General features: G+C 70.6%; 15 protein-coding genes, 1 pseudogene and 1 riboswitch. Of the genes and pseudogenes, 9 read left to right on the top strand and 7 right to left on the bottom strand.

The window, feature by feature from the left end; all coding sequences use genetic code 11:
- Positions 1-24 precede the first annotated feature (24 nt).
- The gene (locus VHU88_07285; protein ID HEX3611476.1) at positions 25-1,764 is read right to left on the bottom strand and encodes a PEP-utilizing enzyme; all 1,740 of its coding nucleotides are present in this window, start codon (positions 1,762-1,764) and stop codon (positions 25-27) included.
- 32 nt (positions 1,765-1,796) lie between these two features.
- Entirely contained in the window at positions 1,797-2,468 is a 672-nt protein-coding gene (locus VHU88_07290; GenBank protein HEX3611477.1) for a TetR/AcrR family transcriptional regulator, read from the bottom strand.
- Between the two features lie 144 nt (positions 2,469-2,612).
- On the opposite strand from VHU88_07290, the gene VHU88_07295 reads away from it, so the two are divergent.
- Positions 2,613-3,395 (top strand): 5'/3'-nucleotidase SurE, encoded by a 783-nt coding sequence (locus tag VHU88_07295; protein HEX3611478.1) that lies wholly within the window; start codon positions 2,613-2,615, stop codon positions 3,393-3,395.
- 81 nt (positions 3,396-3,476) lie between these two features.
- Here the strand turns inward: VHU88_07295 and VHU88_07300 are convergent, their stop codons facing one another.
- Positions 3,477-5,576 carry an AMP-binding protein gene (locus VHU88_07300; protein HEX3611479.1) on the bottom strand — a complete coding sequence of 700 codons (2,100 nt, stop codon included), beginning with the start codon at positions 5,574-5,576 and terminating at the stop codon, positions 3,477-3,479.
- 129 nt (positions 5,577-5,705) lie between these two features.
- Between VHU88_07300 and VHU88_07305 the strand changes: the two genes are divergently transcribed.
- The 4 genes and pseudogenes from VHU88_07305 (at position 5,706) to VHU88_07320 (ending at position 10,591) form a co-directional block, all read left to right on the top strand.
- Complete coding sequence (locus VHU88_07305; protein HEX3611480.1) at positions 5,706-6,908, top strand: cytochrome P450; 1,203 nt, start codon at positions 5,706-5,708, stop codon at positions 6,906-6,908.
- Positions 6,909-6,981: 73 nt separating this feature from the next.
- On the top strand, positions 6,982-8,337 hold the full coding sequence (locus tag VHU88_07310; GenBank protein ID HEX3611481.1) for an aldehyde dehydrogenase family protein: 1,356 nt from the start codon (positions 6,982-6,984) through the stop codon (positions 8,335-8,337).
- Positions 8,334-9,122: an SDR family oxidoreductase gene (locus VHU88_07315; GenBank protein ID HEX3611482.1), complete on the top strand. Its 789-nt coding sequence runs from the start codon at positions 8,334-8,336 to the stop codon at positions 9,120-9,122. The genes VHU88_07310 and VHU88_07315 overlap by 4 nt, the downstream gene beginning before the upstream one ends.
- A 74-nt stretch (positions 9,123-9,196) precedes the next feature.
- A pseudogene (locus VHU88_07320) lies at positions 9,197-10,591 on the top strand (pyruvate, phosphate dikinase).
- 39 nt (positions 10,592-10,630) lie between these two features.
- Here the strand turns inward: VHU88_07320 and VHU88_07325 are convergent.
- Complete coding sequence (locus VHU88_07325; protein ID HEX3611483.1) at positions 10,631-11,644, bottom strand: phosphotransferase family protein; 1,014 nt, start codon at positions 11,642-11,644, stop codon at positions 10,631-10,633.
- A 246-nt stretch (positions 11,645-11,890) separates the two neighbouring features.
- Between VHU88_07325 and VHU88_07330 the strand changes: the two genes are divergently transcribed.
- From VHU88_07330 to VHU88_07340, 3 genes are all read left to right on the top strand, one after another.
- Positions 11,891-13,465, top strand: a complete 1,575-nt coding sequence (locus tag VHU88_07330) for an ABC transporter substrate-binding protein (GenBank protein HEX3611484.1) — start codon at positions 11,891-11,893, stop codon at positions 13,463-13,465.
- A 252-nt stretch (positions 13,466-13,717) separates the two neighbouring features.
- Positions 13,718-14,548 carry a TetR family transcriptional regulator gene (locus VHU88_07335; protein HEX3611485.1) on the top strand — a complete coding sequence of 277 codons (831 nt, stop codon included), beginning with the start codon at positions 13,718-13,720 and terminating at the stop codon, positions 14,546-14,548.
- A 75-nt stretch (positions 14,549-14,623) separates the two neighbouring features.
- The gene (locus VHU88_07340) at positions 14,624-15,847 is read left to right on the top strand and encodes an acyl-CoA dehydrogenase family protein (protein ID HEX3611486.1); all 1,224 of its coding nucleotides are present in this window, start codon (positions 14,624-14,626) and stop codon (positions 15,845-15,847) included.
- A gap of 262 nt (positions 15,848-16,109) precedes the next feature.
- Here the strand turns inward: VHU88_07340 and VHU88_07345 are convergent, their stop codons facing one another.
- The 3 genes from VHU88_07345 to VHU88_07355 form a co-directional block, all read right to left on the bottom strand.
- The gene (locus VHU88_07345) at positions 16,110-16,976 is read right to left on the bottom strand and encodes a CbtA family protein (GenBank protein ID HEX3611487.1); all 867 of its coding nucleotides are present in this window, start codon (positions 16,974-16,976) and stop codon (positions 16,110-16,112) included.
- Positions 16,977-16,988: 12 nt separating this feature from the next.
- A complete protein-coding gene (locus VHU88_07350) occupies positions 16,989-17,216 on the bottom strand; it encodes a CbtB-domain containing protein (GenBank protein HEX3611488.1) in 228 nt (75 codons plus the stop codon).
- Positions 17,217-17,250: 34 nt separating this feature from the next.
- Positions 17,251-17,389: riboswitch (cobalamin riboswitch) on the bottom strand.
- A 78-nt stretch (positions 17,390-17,467) separates the two neighbouring features.
- Positions 17,468-18,052: a TetR family transcriptional regulator gene (locus VHU88_07355; GenBank protein HEX3611489.1), complete on the bottom strand. Its 585-nt coding sequence runs from the start codon at positions 18,050-18,052 to the stop codon at positions 17,468-17,470.
- 127 nt (positions 18,053-18,179) lie between these two features.
- Here VHU88_07355 and VHU88_07360 point away from each other — a divergent pair, with 127 nt between their 5' ends.
- Positions 18,180-19,016: an LLM class F420-dependent oxidoreductase gene (locus tag VHU88_07360; protein HEX3611490.1), complete on the top strand. Its 837-nt coding sequence runs from the start codon at positions 18,180-18,182 to the stop codon at positions 19,014-19,016.
- Positions 19,017-19,097: the final 81 nt, after the last annotated feature.

Below are 19,097 nucleotides of genomic sequence, written 5' to 3' on the forward strand. Positions count from 1 at the left end.
CCGGACGAACCGCTCGTTAGCGGGTCAGAGCTCCAGAACGGTGACGCGACCGGTGGTGCCGTCGACCTCGAGCAGGGCGCCGTTCGGGATCCGCGCGGTGGCGTCGATCGCCGAGACCACGCAGGGGATACCGAGTTCGCGGCTGACGATCGCGGCGTGCGAGAACGGCGCGCCGACGTTGACCACCACGGCGGCCGCGCCGACGAACAGCGGCGTCCACGATGGGTCGGTCAGCGGTGCGACAAGGACTTCGCCGGGCTCGAGTTCGTCGGCCTCATCGGCCGACAGAACGATCCGGGCCCGGCCGCGCACGACCCCTGGGCAGCCGGAGACACCGGGCAGCACATCGCCGGCAGCGAGCGGTTCCACCACATGCGCGTCGCGGCGGGCCCACTCGGTGTACGGCGCGGGCTGGCCGTTGACGACGAACGGGGGCTCGTAGTCGAACAGCTCCAGGTAGACCCGCTCGCGCTCGCGCAGCGTCGGCACCAACGGTGCGGGGTCGGCCGCCCAGGACGGGAGTTCGTCGGCGAAGAGCATGAACACCAGCCGGGGGTCCTCGATCACGCCGGCGGCAACCGCACGGCGGCCGAGTTCGAGCGCCGCCAGTCGCAGCTCGTGCATCAGCATCGCCGCGGAGGTACGCTGCCGCTCGCGGGCACGCACCCAGAGCGCGGCCGCATGCAGCGCCGCCTCGAACTGCGGCAGGGCCTCGTTGCCGGCCAGAATCGCGCGGACCTCGGCCGCGGCAGCCTCCCGCTCGGCGGCCCGCTGCCGGTTCTTCGGCTCCGGGGCCTCGGAGTCCCCCACGTGCCGCAGCCGGTCGACGGTGCGCAGCGCGAGCTCGGGCGTTGTGCCCCAGGTCGGCACCCGCAGTTCCCACTCGCTCTGGCCGCGGAAGTCCCACTCGTCCAAGAACGTGTCGAGCTCGACCAGGAAGCCCTTGGTCGCCTCGTCGCCGGCGGTGCGCAGCCGCTCCACCAGACCATGAGTCCCGGCGGCGAACGCCGCGCTCACGGCGGGCACCGCGCGCACCGTGCGGGACAGCCGCCACATGCCCGCCGAGGCGCCCGCGGAGTCCACGTCGCCGAGACCGGCGACCAGGGTCAGGGCCAGCTCCGGACGACCGACGGCAGCGCTGACCTGCGCCACTGCACCGAGCCCGACGCCGGCGGCGAGGCTGGCCACGATGTGGTTGCGGAAGAAGTGCCGCAGGTCCGCGTTGAACGAGGTGATCCGGGCCGCGAGTTCCGCGTCCGACAGCCCTCGCAGGTCCGGCCGGTTCGCCCGGACGTCGAGCACACGCGCGCGGTCGGCGTCGAACGGGGCGAGGTCGGTGGCGCCGAGCACCTCGGTGACCAGCCAGGCACCGGCCCGGGCCGAGCACGCCTCGTCCTCGTCGAAGTAGCGTCGTTCCGATTCGTACGAGGGGATGCCCGGCATGTCGCCGAAGTACTGCAGGTCGACGGCTTCCGGCGAGAAGCCGGGGACCCGGACGCCGAAGAGGCGCATCAGGCTCATGTTGATGTAGATGTAGCCGCTGAAGCAGGCGATCGGGTTGCTCTCGACCGTCGGGTCGTACAGGTCGTGGTTCCACGCGCCCGTCGCGACGAAGGCGTCGCGCCAGCCGACCTCGAGGTTGCTGAAGAACCCGGTCGAGGCGTTGAGCGGCGTGATCGGGTCGGGAAAGATCTCGCCGACGTTGGCCCGCGAGGTGAGCGGGAAGACGGTCGAGGCGGTGTCGGTCAGTGGCCAGGCGTGCACAGAGCCCTCCAGCGGTGGGACGTGACGATGCGTCAGATGGCGAGTGGGGGCAGGGCGCGGTGCCAGACCTCGCCCAGCGCGCGCCCCATGCGCTGGATCTCCTCGGTGCGGGGGGTTTTCTCGGGAAGTCCGATCTGGACGTAGGCGACCTGCTCGACCATCGCGCCGAGGACCTCGGCGAGCATCGCGAAGTCGCCGGCTCCGATGCGGCCGGCTGCGTGCAGAGTCTCCAGCCAGGTCTGCGTGCGGGACACGAATGAGGAGCGCAGGCGCAGCCACAGTTCGTCGAACCCGTCGGAGCGGACCGCGGCGGCCTCCCGCATGACCCGCAGCAGGTGCCGGTGGCGGCTGTAGGTCTGCAGGTAGGCGATCGTCACCGCGATCAGTGCCTTCTCGTCCTCCTGGCCCTCGAGGCCGTTGCGCCGGGAGGACTGCAGGAGCGCGTCGAGGCCCGGCCGCAGCGCCTCGAGGAAGATCTCGCGCTTGGAGTCGAAGTGTCGGTAGAAGTTCCCCTGGGAGACCCCGCAGCGGCCTACGATGTCGGCGATGCGGGTGCGCTCGTAGCCGTACTCGCTGAAGCAGGCCGCGGACGCCTCGACGAGCAGCGCCCGGGTCCGTTGCCCACGAGCGTTGCCCACTCGCGGACGCGGGTCGAGACCGACCACGGAATCGATCGCCGCGGCGACGTCGCCGTCCAAGAGCACCTCTCAGTCTGTGACTGGTCACTCACATCTTCTGCCACCGCGAGCCATCCGTCAACGCTTCTCCGCTGGACTTTCACGCCCGCTGGCCGGAAACTTAGTAACTGAGTAGTCGCAAGTTGCGGCTGGCTGGAAGGTAGGGCGTCCGTGCGGGTTCTGGTGACGAACGACGACGGCATTCATGCCCCGGGCCTGCATCATCTCGCGCTCGCGCTGCACATCGCCGGCCACGAGGTCGTGGTGGCAGCACCCGCGGTGGAGCTCAGCGGCAGCGGGACGGCGTTGGGCGACCTGACCGACGGCCACCGGATCCGCTACGAGCGCGTCGAACTCGACGGCCTCACCGTGCCCGCCTACGCACTCGACGCCCCGCCCGCCATGGCCGGGTTGTGCGCGGCGATCGGCCTGTTCGACCTCGAACCGGACGTGGTGCTCGCGGGCATCAACCCCGGTTGGAACACCGGACGTTCGGTGCTGCACAGCAGCACCGTGGGCGCGGCGCTGACCGCCGCCTCGGCCGGACTGCCCGCAGTGGCGATCTCGTGCGGTCCGGAGCCGGGCGCCCGGTTGGACACCGCCGCCGCTGTTGCCGTGCTGCTGTTGGAGCGTCACGGGCCGAACCTGCCTGCCGGGGTTGCGCTGAACGTCAACGTTCCGGACCTGGACCTGGGAGCACTGCGCGGTGCGGCAGTGGTTCCCCTGGCCACGCGCGGCATCCACAGCGTGCGGATCACCCGCAGCGCGGAGTTCCTGGAGATCCGCCACCGCAATCTGCCCGGGGCCGGCGCCCTGGCCGGCGACAGCGCGGCGGTGCTGGACGGGATTGTGGCCGTGACCGCATTGCGGCCGACCTTCGCCGAGTTCGTCGACACCTCGGCGACCGCGGTCGCCGCAGCCCTCGACGTAGCGCTGACACCCGCCGCGGTCTGACCCTCCCCACTTCTGCTGCCTGTCGCACCTTTCATCGCGGTCCGATACGTGCGACAGGCAGCAGAAGTCGCAAGACGAGGGTCAGTGGCCGTCGGCGGCGCTGCGCTCGCGGTCGAGCGTGAACAGGAGGTCCTGGTGCAGTTCCATCCAGGCGTCATGGAACGAGTCGGCCATCGGCCGGGCGAAGGCGGCCAGTTCGCCGGCCCGCACCCGGGTAAGTGCGGCAGCGAATCGGGGCCGGTAGCGGCTCAGCGGCGATTCGGTTGCCAGGGCCGCGGCGATTCCTGCGTCCACGGCCGCAAGCCGCTCGATCACGGTTGCGTCGTAGTCGGCGTCGGTGTGGTCGTTCGGCTCCCCGTCGCGCATCTGCCACGCCGTGGTGAGCTCCTTGAGCTCGGTGTTCAGCGGCAGGAAGTCCATGTACACAGCCTCGACCGCGGCGGTGCTCTCCGGCGTCGCCTCCGCCCGCAGCAGCGCCGCCGCGTGCTCCTTGCCCTCCGGCGTCAGCCGAAGCGTGACGCCGCGTCCCTCGCGAAGCAGGGCGTGCCCAGCGGCCACCGCCTTGCCCACCACGTCTTCGACGGCCGGTCCGTCCAGGCCGGTCAGCCGCGGCAGCGCCGCCGGGTCGGTCGCGCCACGCACGCGCAACACATGCAGGACACCGAGTTCGGCGCCACGGGTCATCGGGGTCCTCCGGTCCAGTTGCGCCCGCAGCGCGGGCCGGTTCAGTTTGCCGCTGGGCAGGCGCGGCAGGTCGTCGACAAAGTCGATGGTTCGTGGCGCCTTGAAGCGCGCCAGGCGCTCACGCACGTGCTCGACCAGCCCCGCAGCGGTTTTCGGCCCCACCTGGATCCCGACGCAGAGTTGCACCAGGGCGTGCACCGCCTCACCCCACTCGGGGTCGGGCACGCCGACCACGGCCACGTCGAACACGTCGGGATGGACCATCAGCGCGTCCTCGACCTCCTGCGGATAGATGTTCACCCCGCCGGAGATGATCGTGTGGCCACGCCGGCCGGTGAGGAAGAGATACCCCTGGGCGTCGAGGCGGCCGAGGTCGCCGACGGTCGTCCAGCCGCGCTCGTTACGGGATTCCCGCGACTTCTCCGCGTCGCCGTCGTACTCGAATTGTGCTGTTCCGGAGAACCACACGGTACCGACCTGACCCGGCGTCAGTTCGGCCCCGTCGTCGTCGGTGACGTGCAGCTGCCCGCCGATGGCCCGACCAACCGTGCCGGGGCGTTGCGCCGCCTCGGTCGGGGAGACGTGGGTCTGTCCGTAGCCCTCGGAGGCGCCGTAGTACTCGTGGACAACCGGACCGAGCCAGGCGGCCACCGCCGCCTTGAGCTCCTGCGGGCACGGGGCGCCGCTGGTGACCAGCACCCGCAACGAGGACAGGTCGTAGGCCGCGCGGACGTCGGCGGGCAGTCGCAACAGCCGGACCAGCATCGTCGGCACGACCTGGGCGTGGGTGACCCGATGGGTCGCGATCGCCTCCAGGTAGGTCTGGGCGTCGAAGCGGGCCAGGTGCACCATGGTCGCGCCGATGGAACTGCAGATCAGCGAGAACTGGAAGGGCGCGGCGTGGTAGCAGGGAGCGGCGTTGAGGAACACCGCGCCCGCGTCGAGTTCGAGCCGCTCGACCAGGCCGCCGAGCCGCGGCGGGCTGTCCGCCGGATGGACGTTCGGCAGCGGCTGACGGATCCCTTTGGGGCGCCCGGTGCTGCCCGAGCTGTAGAGCAGTCGCGCGCCGAGGATCTCGCCCTCCCGACGGTCCGACGACTGGACGGCCAGGGCCGCCTCGTACGCCGGCTCGTCGAGCACGAAGACGTGCGGCACGTCGCCGACGGAACCGAACTCGGCGACCCGCGCCGCCGAGGTGATCAGCGCGGAGGCCCGGCTGTCACGCACCAGGTATTCCAACTCGGCCGCACCGAGGTGCCAGTTCAGCGGCGCGACCCACATGCCCGAACGCAGCGGCGCCCAGACCGCCTCGCCCCACTCCAGTCGATTCTCCAGCACCAGCGCGACGGTATCTGCGGGGCCGAGACCGGCCGACGCGAGCAGGCGCGCCAGTCGGGTGCTGCGGGCGTCCAGCTCCGCGAAGGTCTGCTGACCCCCGCCGTGCAGGATGACGGCCGGCCGGCCGGCGGCAGTGTCGGCGAACGTGCCCGGGTACATCGGCGACCTCCGGAGCTTTTGCGACGCGTTGGTCACAGAATAGGCGAACTAGCGGCGCAGGAACAGCCTGCGGAGAGTCTTGTGGGCCCGTTCAAAATGTGATTTGGTGGTCACAAAGAGAGGGTGGCGATGGCGCCTCATGACCTGCTCGCACTCGATGCGTTTCTCACCGGGCGCGCCGAGGCCGTCTTCGACGACCTGCGCGAGAACGACCCGCTGCACTGGAACCCGGAGCCGGACGGAGCCGGTTTCTGGTCGCTGACACGCTACGCCGACGTGTGCGCCGTCGCCGAGGACCACGAGCGGTTCATCAACGGCCGCGGCACGCAGATCGCCGACCGCAAGGCCGAGGGCGAAGGGCACGCCAGCGTGCACAACAGCGATCAGCCGCGGCACACCGCGTTGCGGAAGATCGTCGCGCCGAAGATCCGGCCCAGCCTGGTCGGCCCGCTGCACGACAGCATCGCCACCGCGGTCGACGACCTGCTCGACCGGGTCGACGACGGGGCGGAGTTCGACCTGGTCCGAGAGATCGCCGTGAGGTTGCCGATCCTGGTGTTCGGCCGCTTCCTCGGGGTGCCCGAGGAGGACTGCCCGAAGCTCGTCGAGTGGACCAACGCGTTCAGCTCTCTCGATCCGGAGTACGCCGCCGGGCCAGAGGTCGCCGAGCGGGCGCGGGTGGAGTTGTTCGACTACTTCCACGAACTGGTCGAGAAGCGCCGCGCCGACCCGCGCGACGATCTGGTCAGCGTGCTGGCCAACGCCAAGATGAACCGGGAGCAGATCCAGCGGGTCGACCTCGACCCCTACTTCCTCGTGCTGACCGTGGCCGGCAACGAGTCGACCCGCAACCTGATCTCCGGCGGGCTGGCCCTGCTGTCCGCGAACCCGCAGCACTGGGGAACGCTGGCCGAGCGCCCCGAGGTGGTCGGACCGGCCATCGAGGAGATGGTGCGGCTGATCAGCCCGGTGATGCACATGCGCCGCACCGCCGTGACCGAGGTGGAACTGCACGACCGCACCGTCCGGGCCGGCGAGAAGGTGGTGCTGTGGTTCGCTGCGGCGAACCGCGACCCGCGTGAGTTCGAGAACCCGCACGAATTCCGCCCCGAGCGCACTCCCAACGAGCACGTGGGTTTCGGTTACGGGATCCACTCGTGCATGGGTGTGCATCTGGCCCGCCTGGAGATGCGCGTGCTGCTGGAACGCCTGGTCGCGCGCAGGCAGACGGTGCGGATCCTCGGCGAACCGGATCGCCTTGCCAGCAACTGGTTCCGCGGCATCAAGCACCTGACCGCGGCCGTCGAGCGTCGCACGGCCGTGCCGGCATGAGCGAGCGCGGCGAACGAATCAATGTCACAGTGCCGGCCACCTTCGAGTCGCACCGGCGATCGAAGGTGCGCCGGTGACCATCGAGGTCGTCTCGCCTGCCACCGGCGAGGTGGTGGCGAAGGTCGTCGAGGCCGACGCGGCAGCGGTCGAGGCCGCTGTTTCGGCAGCCCGCACGGCCTTCGCCGACTGGTCCAGCAGCGCGGTCGAGGACCGGGCACAGGTGCTCGACCGGTGGGCCGACCTGGTCGCCGAGCACGGCGAGGACCTGGCCGCGTCGGTGACCCGCGAGATGGGCATGCCGATCACGCTGGCGCGGATCACGCAGGCCGAACTACCCGCCGGCGTGCTGCGCCGGACGGCGCGCAACATCCGCGAGTTCGAGTGGAGCTCGGCCCACGAGGGCTACCAGGTGCACCACGTCGCGGCCGGTGTGGTCGCGGCGGTGACGCCGTGGAACATGCCCGTCTACCAGGCGGCGACCAAACTCGGTCCGGCGCTGGGGGCCGGTTGCACCGCGGTGCTGAAGCCGTCGGAGCTGTCCCCGAGTGGCTGCGATTCCTTCGCCCGCCTGGGAATCGAGGCGGGGCTGCCCGCCGGCGTGCTGGGCGTGGTGCACGGGCGCGGCCCGACCACCGGTGAGGCGTTGGTCGGGCACGACGGGGTGGACGTCGTCTCGTTCACGGGCTCGGTCGCCGCGGGCAGCCGGGTGGGCGCGCTGGCCGGCGCCAAGCTGCGTCGGGTCGCGCTGGAACTCGGCGGGAAGTCGGCGGGGATCGTGCTCGATGACGCTGATCTCGACGAGGTGATCCCACGCGCGGTGCGCGCCGCCTTCACCAACTCCGGGCAGGCCTGTAACGCCCCGACGCGGTTGCTGGTCCCGCGAGCCGCCCTGGGCCGCGTCGAGGAGATCGCCGCGCAAACCGTTGCCGGGCTGCGCGTCGGCGCCCCGGACGACCCGGCCACGGACCTCGGTCCGCTGGCGAGCCTGGCCCAGCACGAGCGGGTGAGCGGGTTCGTGCACCGGGCGTTGGCCGCAGGCGCGCGACTGGTCGCGACCGGCCAGGACACCATGGCGGCACCGTGGTTCGCCCCACTGATCCTCACCGACGTCGACCCGGCCGCGGAGATCGCCCAGCAGGAGGTGTTCGGCCCGGTGCTGACGCTGTTCGGACACGACGGCGACGAGCACTCCGTAGCACTGGCGAACGGCACCGCCTACGGTCTGTCGGCCGAGCTGTGGGGCCGCGACCCGGAACGGATCTCTCGTGTGGCAAGTAAACTGAGGGTTGGTCAGATCAAGGTCAACGGGGTCCGCACTCGGGAACGGCTCGACGCCCCGTTCGGCGGCTTCGGCCTTTCCGGTGTCGGCCGCGAACTCGGTCCGTGGGGGCTCGCCGAATTCCTCGAGGTGCAGGCGGTGCTGGCGTGAGTGAGCGCAGCGAGCGAACCGACCAGCACTGCAGTCGCTACCTCGTAACCGGTGCGGCCTCGGGCATCGGGGCGGCGGTGGCCGATCGCCTGCGGACCGAGGGTCACGAGGTGTTGGCCGTCGACCGGGCGGAGCAGCCCGGCATCGTCGCGGCCGATCTGTCCGACCCCGCCGCAGTCGCGCGGTTGATCGCGCAGGCAGGCGATCTGGCCGGGGTGGCGAACGTGGCCGGGGTACCGGGCACCGCGCCGGCGCAGACCGTGCTCAGGGTGAACTTCCTGGCCGCCCGCGCGCTCGGGCGGGGCCTAGCGCCGCGACTGCCGCGGGGTGGCGCGGTGGTGAATGTGGCATCGCTGGCGGGGCGTCGACCCGGCGTCGACGACGCGACGGCCTGGCGGTTGGCGACCGGACCGGACGCCGACGTGCTGGAGTTCGCCCGCACAGAAGGCATTTCCGACTCCGCCGCCTACGACCTGTCCAAGAAGTTGCTCGTCGCACACACCACCGTGCTGGCCGCCGAGCACGCCGCGGCCGGGGTGCGGGCGTGTGCCGTGAGCCCGGGCCCGGTGCAGACCCCGATCATCGAGGACTTCCGCACCTCCATGGGCGCGAGTGTCGATGCCGCGGCTGATCTGGTCGGCCGGCACGCCACCGCCGACGAGATCGCCGCTGTCGTGGTCTTCCTGCTGTCCCTTGCCGCCTCCTGGGTCAACGGGGTGGACCTTCCGTTGGACGGCGGCCTGCTTGCCGTCCGCACCGTCTCGGCCCTGGGAGCCTCCGCATGACCAGTACTACCGCCACTCGCATGATCATGCTCGACGGCACGGTGGAGGCCGGCCGCGACTAGCTCGGCGGCAAGGCGTGGGGCATCAACCGGATGCTCGCCCTCGGCCTGCCCGTGCCTGCCGCCTTTGTGCTGCCCACCGTGACATGCCGTCAGTTCCTCGCCACCGGAAGCCTTCCGGACGATCTGCGCGAGGCGCTGCGGCAAGGCATTGCAGCGCTGGAGGTCGCCACCGGGCGCGGTTTCCTGGACCCGGCCCGACCGTTGCTGGTCAGCGTGCGATCCGGGGCCCCGATGAGCATGCCGGGGATGATGGACACCCTGCTCAATCTCGGCCTCGACGACGCGTCCGCGGCCGGGATGGTCGCCGACGGCGGCGACCCGGCCTGGGTCACCGAACTGCGCCGCCGTTTCGACGCGCAGTACCGCGCCCTGCTCGGCACCGACGAGCCGGCCGGCGCCGACCCGTGGCAGCAGTTGGAGCAGGCGGTCGCCGCGGTGTTCCGCTCCTGGAACTCCCCGCGGGCGCAGGCGTACCGGGCGCACCACGGCATCGACGGCGAGTGCGGCACCGCGGTGACGGTGCAGGCAATGGTGTTCGGCAACCTCGACGCGGACTCCGGCACCGGGGTGCTGTTCACCCGCAACCCGTTGACCGGGGAGCCCACCGGATACGGCGAATGGTTGCCGCGCGCGCAGGGCGAGGACGTTGTCTCGGGCAGCCACACCCCGCTGTCGCTCGACGCGTTGCGCACGTCCCTGCCCGCCGTGCACGCCGACCTGCTCGCGCACGCGGCGATGCTCGAACGCGAGCAGCGCGACGTCCAGGACATCGAGTTCACCATCGAACAAGGGAAGTTGCACATACTGCAGACCCGCACGGCGAAACGGGCCCCGCGCGCGGCGGTCCGCATCGCGGTCGAACTGGCCGTGGACGGCCTGATCACCCCGGCGGAGGCGTTGAGCAAGGTGAGCCCGGCGCAGGTGGCCGGGGTGCTGTCCCCCGACCTGTCCGCCGAGGTCCGCGCCGCCGCCGTGCTGCTCGCGCGGGGCGAACCGGCCTGCCCGGGTGTCGCGACCGGGCGGGTCGTCACCGACCCCGACGAGGCTCAGGATCTCGCCGAGGCGGACGTGCCGGTGGTCCTCGTGCGGCCGAGCACCAGCCCCGACGACGTGCACGGCATGCTGGCCAGCGTCGCGGTGGTGACCGAGCACGGCGGGTCGACTTCCCACGCCGCACTGGTTTCCCGTGAACTCGGGACGCCGTGCGTGGTCGGCTGCGGCGACGGTCTGGTGGCCGCGCTGACCGGACGGACCGTGACGGTCGACGGCGGCACCGGGGAGATCTTCGACGGAGCGCTGCTCGCCGAGCCCGCCGATCTGGCTCAGGACCCGTACCTGGGTCAGCTGCGGATCTGGTGCCAGGAGATCGGCGGACACCCGGAGTTGCTTGCTGTGCTGGGGTCCTGACGCCAGCTCAGTTCAGGATCGGCTCCGTCCTGGCCGGGCTCACACCCCGGCCAGCACGGCGGTACCCCGCTCGATCAGAGCCGGGACCAGCTCCCCGATCCGATCGAAGCCCTCACCGACGGTCAGTCCTTCCCCGGCCCGGTGGTGGATGCCCTCGAAAATCACCGCGGTCTTCCAGTACGCGAATCCCAGGTACCACGGCAGATCGGCCAGGTCGTATCCGGTCGCCGCGGCGTAGCGCTCCGCCAGGAACTCACCACTCGGGAACCCGGGCATCTCCCCGGGGACCGCTGCCACCGGGCTGTCCAGGCCGCAGAGCCCGTCCCACCACATCAGCGTGATCGCCAGGTCGGCCAGCGGATCGCCGAGGGTGGCCATCTCCCAGTCCAGCACCGCGGCAATCGACCCGTCGGCCATGACCACGTTGTCCAGGCGGTAATCCCCGTGCACCACGGCGGCCCGTTGCCCCTGTGGAAGCCCGTGGCCGAGACGCTCGCCCAGCGCGATCACGCCCGCCTGGTCCCGACTGCCGGGCTGACCCAGCTGCCGGCAGAAGCGCGCCACCTGCCGGTCCAGGTAGCCCTCGGGGCGACCGAGCCCGGACAGCCCGACCGCCGCGTAGTCCAGGCGGTGCAAGCAAGCCAACACGTCGATCAGCGAGCCGGCCAACTCCTGCGCCTGCGTCCCCGACAGCAGCGCGAGCTGCTCACGGGAGCGCAGCACAGCCCCGTCGATGTGCTCCATGACGTAGAACGGCGCGCCGATCACGTCGTCGTCGGCCAGCACTACCGGCCGTGGCACCGGGACCTCCGTCGGGTCCAGCGCCGCGATCATCCGGTATTCCCGGCTCATGTCGTGCGCGGTCGCCTGCACGTGCCCGAGCGGCGGCCGGCGCAGCACCCAGCGCCGATGGCCGTCGGTCAGCATGTACGTGAGGTTCGACCGCCCGCCCGAGATCAGCTCCCCGCGCAGCGGACCCGTGAGGAGATCGGGCCGACGCGCCCCCAGGAACTCCTGCACCGCGGCCAGATCGAGGCCGACCAACTCCGTCATGCCGCTCCACCCTTGTTCAGGACTTCCCGATCATTTGCTCGGTGGAAAGAGAATGCCGTCCGGACGCAGCCCGAGTCAACAGTTGGATCGAGCCGTGCATGACGACGTCGTCGCAAACATTCTGTCCGCACATCAAGCCACGTGACACGACGTTCCCGACGCGATCCGGATGTGAAGGGTTGCGAGGGGCACACAACCGGCTTATGTTTGCGACGTAACAGTCACATCTGTCGGAGGAGACCTCTCGTGCAGCGGTCACGTGCTTCCCGCGCCCTGCTCGCAGTCCCGGTGTGCGCCAGCCTCGCGCTGATCGTCTCGGCCTGCGGTTCCAACGGATCCGGGTCGGCCACCGCGGCCCAGGCACCCGCCCCGGTCGCTGCAGCCGCGGCACCCGCCGCGAACGCGCCTGCCCCTGCTGCAGCCGCCGCAGCAGCACCGGCCTCGGCGGCCGCCGCGCCGGCGGGCCCGGCCAAGTCCACAACCACCTCGTCGGCCTCGACCAAGGAGGTCGCGACGAAGACGGTCGCCAAGGCCGGCTCGACCGCTTCGGAGTCGAAGGCTTCCGGTAGCGCCGCCGCGGCCAAGCCCGCGGTTCAACCGGCGGCGGCAAACACCTCCGCGGCGGACCAGAAGGTCTACGACGCCAGGCAAGGTGTGACCGACCAGGGCGTCACCAAGGACGAGATCAAGCTCGGCTCGGTGAACATGCACGGCATGGCGCTGGGCAACCTCGTCGTGCTGCCGATGGTCCGCGGCAACCTCGCGGCCGCGTCAGCGATCAACGACCGCGGCGGCGTGCTCGGCCGGCGCCTGTCCATCACGGACTGCGACGACGGTCCCGGTGAGGTCGCCCGCGCCAAGTCCTGCATCAAGAAGCTGGCAGGCGAGGACCACATCTTCTCGTTGGTCTCCGCTGTGGACTGGGCCACGGCCTCCGTCCACGACGACCTGAGGCAGCAGCACCTGCCGTATGTCGGTGCCTGGGCCTACTCCCAGACCGAGTGGCAGGACCCGTTCATGTTCCCGACCCACATGTCGATGATCCACGAGGCAATGGCCGGCGCGCACTGGGCCGTCAACGTCATCAAGCCCAAGAGCTACGGACTGATCTGCCTTACGTCGCCGGAAATGCAGTTGGCCTGCAACGAGGTGGAGAAGATCGTCGACTCCTCCGGCGCGAAGATGGTCAAGCGCGCCGACGTGTCCATCTCGGAGACCTCGATGTCGGCCTACGTGCTCGCGATGCGCGCGGCCGCGCCGGACCACATCATCCACTACGTGATCAACCCGGCCACGGTCGTGAAGTTCATGGTCGAGGCCCAGCAGCAGGGTTACTACCCGCCCAAGGGCATCAGCGGGAACCACCTGGCCGGCGAGGTGCTCGGCTCCCTGTTCGGCAAGTGGCCGTTGAACCGGTACTGGACCAACACCACCTACAAGCTCTGGGGTCCGGAGTTCATCGCGACCATGCACAAGTACGCCCGCGCCAACGACGGCGCGAACCACCACATCGTCCAGGCCGGCTACGTGGGCATCAACATCTTCGCCCAGGCCGCGAAGGCGGTCGGGGTGAACCTGACCCGCGACCGACTCATGGCCCAACTGGACAACGGCACGGTCTGGAAGGCCGACGCGTCACTGGACCAGCGCTTCAGCTACGTGTCCTCCGAGCGCACCGGCGACAGCTGGAACCACGACATGGGCCAGGGCCGCGAGTTCATCTACAAGTACGTCGACGAGAACACCCGCTCGAACCCCGACGGCTCCTCCAACGGCTTCCAGCCGGACCCGGACCAGTTCGTGATCTATACCTGGAAGTAAGCCGAGCGGAACGGACGCCGCTCCGGCAGGAGCGGAGCCACCGCCGCGAGGAACGCGCGGCGTCCGCTCCCGAGGCGCCTGAACAGGTTTGAGCGCGAAGCGCGATACACCTGGAAGTAATTCCGACGCCGTGCCGCACCAACGAACAGCGCCCCGCGTATGAGAGTCCGCGCCCCACGTATGAGAGTCACCGCTGTGATCATCGATGATCGCAGCGTTATGGTTCCCTGCGGGCCGGGGGAGGTCGCGGACATGGCAGTTGACGAGCGCGGCCGGGCGGCCCTCGGTGCTCGGCTGCGGGCCGCCCGGGTCGCGCGGGGTCTGACCGTGCGTGAGGTGGCGGCCGGCCTCGGGGTCAGCGTCGGCACCTGGAGTGCCCTGGAGAACGGCCGGACCGGCGCGGACAAAGCCCGGCTGGAGGCCGCGGCGACTCTGCTGGCGGTGGACCCGTCCGAACTGCTTCCGGAACAGGCGAACCCCGCGCCGGAGCCGGGGTCCTGGCGCGAGTTCCCCGAGTTGGAATTGCCCGCCCCGCTGTACGGCGCACTGCTCGCCTTCGTCGAACTCGGCTACCACGGGGCGACCGTGCGGGACATCGGCCGGTGGGCGGGGATGTCGGTGGCCGGGGTCTACCACCACTGGCCGAGCAAGCAGCACCTGCTGGTCGCGCTGCTGGACACCACGATGGACGACCTGTTCGACCGGTGCGGCCGCGCCCGCGCCGAGGCGGACGGCCCGGTGGACCGCTTGCACCAACTCGTCGAGGCCCTGGCGCTGTTCCACACCTACCGTCGCGAGCTGGCCTTCATCGGCGCCAGCGAGATGCGCAGCCTCGAGGAGCCGGACCGCACCCGGATCGCGAGCCTGCGGACACAGATCCAGCGCATGGTCGACGAGGAGGTACTGGAGGGCGCGCGGCGCGGCCTGTTCGGCGTCGCCCGCCCGCGGGAGGCGGCCCGCGCCGTCGTCACGCTGTGCACCGCGCTGCCGCAGTGGTGGACCCCGAACGGACCGTCCACGCCGGAGCAGACCGCCGAGCACTACATCGAGTTCGCGCTGGACCTGGTCCGCTGCAGGGCTTGACGCCAACCACTTCACGCCTGCTACGTTCAGCTTATACCGATCATTTGCTCGGTCGAGTCGTTCAGGAGGACTGCGGTGTCCATCTGCATCCCCGAGCTGTCACCCCGAGCCGAAGCCCTGCTGAAAGAGGCGTATTCGTTCCTGCAGGACGATGTACTGCCCGCCGAGGCCGAGCACGACCGCTGGTGCAACGGGCGTGGCCCGGACGACCGTTCGGTCCCCCCGGTGCTGCCGACCCTGCGGGATACGGCTCGGAAGCGCGGCCTGTGGAACCTGTTCCTGCCCGCGGTCTCGGGGCTGACCCAACGTGAGTACGCCCCGATCGCCGAGCTGTCCGGCTGGAGCAACGACCTCGCGCCGGCCGCGATGAACTGCCAGGCACCGGACACCGGGAACATGGAACTGCTGCACCTGGTCGGGACGGCCGCGCAGCAGAAGAAGTGGCTGGAACCGCTGCTGGAGGCGCAGATCCGATCCGCGTTCGCGATGACCGAACCCGACGTGGCGTCATCCGACGCCACCAACATCGCCACCCGCATCGAGCCGGACGGCGACGGCTACCGGATCACCGGCCGCAAGTGGTGGACCTCCGGGGCACTGGACCCGGAGTGCGAACTGCTGATCCTGCTGGGTGTCTCGGACCCGGAGGGCCCGCCGCACCGCCGGCACACCATGGTCCTGGTCCCGCGCAACGCTCCCGGCATCCAGATCGTCCAGGACCTCACGGTGCTCGGCCAGCACGACCGGATCGGCCACGCCGAGATCCGGTTCGACGGCGTGCGGGTGGAGGCCGACGCGGTGCTGGGCGAGCCCGGTGGCGGATTCGCCGCCGCGCAGGCCCGGCTCGGCCCCGGCCGCATCCACCACTGCATGCGCGCCCTCGGCGCTGCCGAACGCGCGCTTGCGATGCTCGTCGCCCGGGCCCGCTCGCGCGTCGCGTTCGGCAAGCCGTTGGCCGAACAAGGACTGCTACGCGCCGAGATCGCCCGCGCGCGCATCGACATCGAAGGCGCCCGGATGTTGTGCCTGCGCGCCGCGCACGTCATCGACACCGAGGGCAACCGGGCCGCGCGACACCTGGTGGCGATGACGAAGGTCGAGGTGCCGCGGGTGGCCGTCGAGGTGATCGACCGGGCGATCCAGGTCCACGGCGGCGCCGGCGTCAGCAACACGACGCCCCTGGCCCGCATGTACGCCTGGCACCGGGCGATGCGTCTGTTCGACGGCCCGGACGAGGTGCACCTGGAGACGCTGGCCCGGGCCGAGCTCGACCGCGACCCGGCGCTCCGGCTCCCGTGACCTGCCCGGGACCGCGAATGTGCCCGCCAAGCTGAGAACTGACGGATCGTCGGCGGGCCACCCGGTGGCCGGCAGCCCCCACACCGCCGGAGGCTGAGGAGCAGAACCGCGACGGCTGCGGCCAGCACCGGCTGTCCCGGCACCTCGCCCGCCACCGCCGTGTTCGGCAGCCGACGGTCGATCTCAGGCGACCAGCCCAGGACATTCCTCGGTCAGGACGCCGGATGAAGCAGGTGGCCGGGCCGAGGTGCGTGCTGCAGTGTCAGACCAAAGCGGGAAACGGTTCCTCTGCTGAGGCGTTGTGCGCGGTCGCGCGCCGTTCCACGATGCGCTCGGCCAGCGGCGCGAACACGATGCCGAGCACGCCCCACAGGAGCAACTGCGCGAACATCGAGTAGACCCGGAACTGGGCGAGCACGTCGGCCGGAAAGCCGGGGAACACCAGTCTGCCCTGACTGTCGGTCAACGGCAGTGGGGTCTCGGTGGCGTGGCTGCCGTACTCGGCCAGGTTGGCGTGCAACCTGCCCAGGTCGGGCAGCATCGCCATCAGGATCCCCATGACAGCCAGGTAGCCGAGCCCCGCCACGATGGTCGCGTTCCAGGTTCCCATGCGCAGCGAGAGCCGTTGGGCAGCCCAGACGGCGATGACCGCGGTGATCACCGAGGCCAGCATCATCACCAGGAAGAAACTGCCCCGGGATCGGATGGTCTCCTCGTGGCCGATCGCCGGAGGGTTGGCCGGATATTTGGCGAACGGCACCAGATAGACGGTCACGTAACCGGCTGCGGCCACCAGCAGCGCCAACGGCTTGGGGCGGACCCGGCCGGTGCGCCCCAGGCACAGGGCGAACACAACCGCGACCATCGCTCCCATGGCGATCCCGAAGGCGATCATGCCCACGCCGATGCCGATGTTGCGCTGCACGTGCCGGCTGAAGATGTCCGGCCCGGCCGGGCCGGGTGCGAGCCCGGCGGCCTTCCTCAGCTGATCCATCATGTCGTCGCGTGCCGATTCGTAATCGATCGCCTTCTGGATCAGCGGCTCGGCAATGATCCGGGCGAAGACGAACGCGATCAGCCCACCGATACCGCCGGCGAGAAGTCCGCGGGCGATCAGTCGTTTCGCCATGAGGGCGCCCGCTCAGTGGCAGGGGAAGCCGAGGAAGTGCCGCGCGTCGTGGACGAGCTCGTGCAGCACCATCGACTTGCCGAACACCGAGCTCATGCCCTCGTCGACGCCGACGAAGTAGTAGACGAGCATCGCCAGGATCGCGGTGCCGACCAACCAGAGCATCGCCTTCGGCAGGCTGACGACGACCGGGGTGGCCTTGGCGGCCGGGCGAGTCGCGGAATGGGATGAGATCGCCATTGCGAGTTCCCTTCGGGGATCGTGCGTCCCCTGATCGTTGGGCACAGGCGAGAGGTGGTGTCCTGACTCGCGGGCCCGACCCGAAGGCCTCTTCCGCTCACAGTGGCGCGACCGTGCTGGATTCTCACCAGCTTCCCCGGCTCTCTCGCGAGCCTGACGCTAGGGCCAACTCGTAAGTAGGGTCAAGCTGCCCGGCCGCGTCAGAACGGGTGGGCACCTGCGCCGGCCTGCCGACCGCAGCCCGCGCAGGGTCAGCCCGAGGCGGAGCTTTCGGCGCCGTACCGCATTCCGTCCATCACCAGGTCCAGCACGCGCCGGGCCTGCTCGCGGCCGGCCTCGTCGCCGGCCACCATCGACACCCCGCCCAGGGTGGCCAGCAGGTCGGCCGGGGCCACGTCCGGGCGTACGGTGCCGGCCGCCGTCCCGGCGTCCAACAACGTCTGCAATGCCTTGAGCATCAGGTCGCGGGACTGCGCGAAGGGATTGCCGCCGGCCGCGATCAGCGCGCGCAGGGCGTCGGACATCCCGCGCTTGGTCACCGCGTAGTCGACGAAGCGCTCCATCCACTCCCGGACCGCCTGGGCGGCCGGCAGCGTGGCCAGCAGTTCCTCCGCGCTGTCGCACAAGCGGGCCAGTTCGTTCCGGTAGGCCGCCTCGACCAGGGCCTCCCGGGTCGGGAAGTGCCGGTACAGCGTGCCGATGCCGACTCCGGCGGCGGCGGCGATCGCCTCCAGCGTCGCCTCCGGGCCCTCGGCCGCGAACGCCTGCGCGGCCGCCGCCAGCAACGCGTCGCGGTTGCGCCGGGCGTCCGCGCGCAGCGGTCGGTCCTCGTTCACCGGCAGCTCACCCCCTCGCCCTTGCAAACGGAGGATCCTCCGCTTAGTCTACGGATCAAGCGGAGGTGCCTCCGGTTACCTGGAAGGGTACCCCGGCGGGCCGGCAGAACCAGGGAGGGACCCGACAATGCGATTCGGCTTCAAGACCTCACCCCAGAACACCGAGTGGGCGGACATGCTCGCCGTCTGGCAGGCGGCCGACGAGATGGAGATCTTCGAGTCCGGCTGGGTGTTCGACCACTTCTATCCGATCTTCTCCGACTCCACCGGACCGTGCCTGGAGGGCTGGTCGACGCTCACCGCGCTGGCGCAGGCGACCAAGCGACTACGGCTGGGCAACCTCGTCAGCGGGATCCACTACCGGCACCCGGCGGTGCTGGCGAACATGGTCGCGACGATCGACATCATCTCCGGCGGCCGGCTCGAGCTCGGCATCGGCGCGGGCTGGAACGAGGAGGAGTCCGGTGCGTACGGCCTCGAGCTGGGGACGCCGCGCGAACGCAGCGACCGGTTCGAGGAGGCCTGCGAGGTGCTCGTCGGCCTGCTGACGCAGGAGACGACGACCTTCGACGGGAAGTACTACCAGCTCAAGGACGCCCGCAACGAGCCGAAAGGCCCGCAGCGTCCGCACCCTCCGATCTGCATCGGCGGCAGCGGGGAGAAGCGGACCCTGCGCACCGTGGCCAAGTACGCCCAGCACTGGAACTTCGGCGCCGGGACACCGGAGGAGTTCGCCCGCAAGGTCGAGATCCTGCACGGCCACTGCGCCGACATCGGCCGGGACCCGAAGGAGATTCTGCTGTCCAGCCACGTCCGGCTGGAGGATGAGAACTTCGGCAAGGTGCTCGACGAGACCGCCGCCCTGGCCGCCGTCGGCCTGCAGTTGGCGATCATCTACCTGCCGCCGCCGCACACCCCGGCCGTGCTGGAACCGCTGGCGAAGGCGCTGGCCACGTTCGACTGAGGCGACACTCGATCCGACACGGCGCATCGGCGTCACGACTCGCCGGTGCGCCGCTTGTTTGGTGGGCGCCGAATGGGTACA

It is taken from the genome of Sporichthyaceae bacterium, from assembly GCA_036269075.1.
Taxonomy (GTDB): Bacteria; Actinomycetota; Actinomycetes; order Sporichthyales; family Sporichthyaceae; genus DASQPJ01.

Coding starts and splice junctions, on each gene's coding strand:
- VHU88_07300 (HEX3611479.1), bottom strand. CDS start 5,576: ATGTACCCGGGCACGTTCGCCGACACTGCCGCCGGCCGGCCGGCCGTC.
- VHU88_07305 (HEX3611480.1), top strand. CDS start 5,706: ATGGCGCCTCATGACCTGCTCGCACTCGATGCGTTTCTCACCGGGCGC.
- VHU88_07325 (HEX3611483.1), bottom strand. CDS start 11,644: ATGACGGAGTTGGTCGGCCTCGATCTGGCCGCGGTGCAGGAGTTCCTG.
- VHU88_07335 (HEX3611485.1), top strand. CDS start 13,718: ATGGCAGTTGACGAGCGCGGCCGGGCGGCCCTCGGTGCTCGGCTGCGG.
- VHU88_07345 (HEX3611487.1), bottom strand. CDS start 16,976: ATGGCGAAACGACTGATCGCCCGCGGACTTCTCGCCGGCGGTATCGGT.
- VHU88_07350 (HEX3611488.1), bottom strand. CDS start 17,216: ATGGCGATCTCATCCCATTCCGCGACTCGCCCGGCCGCCAAGGCCACC.
- VHU88_07360 (HEX3611490.1), top strand. CDS start 18,180: ATGCGATTCGGCTTCAAGACCTCACCCCAGAACACCGAGTGGGCGGAC.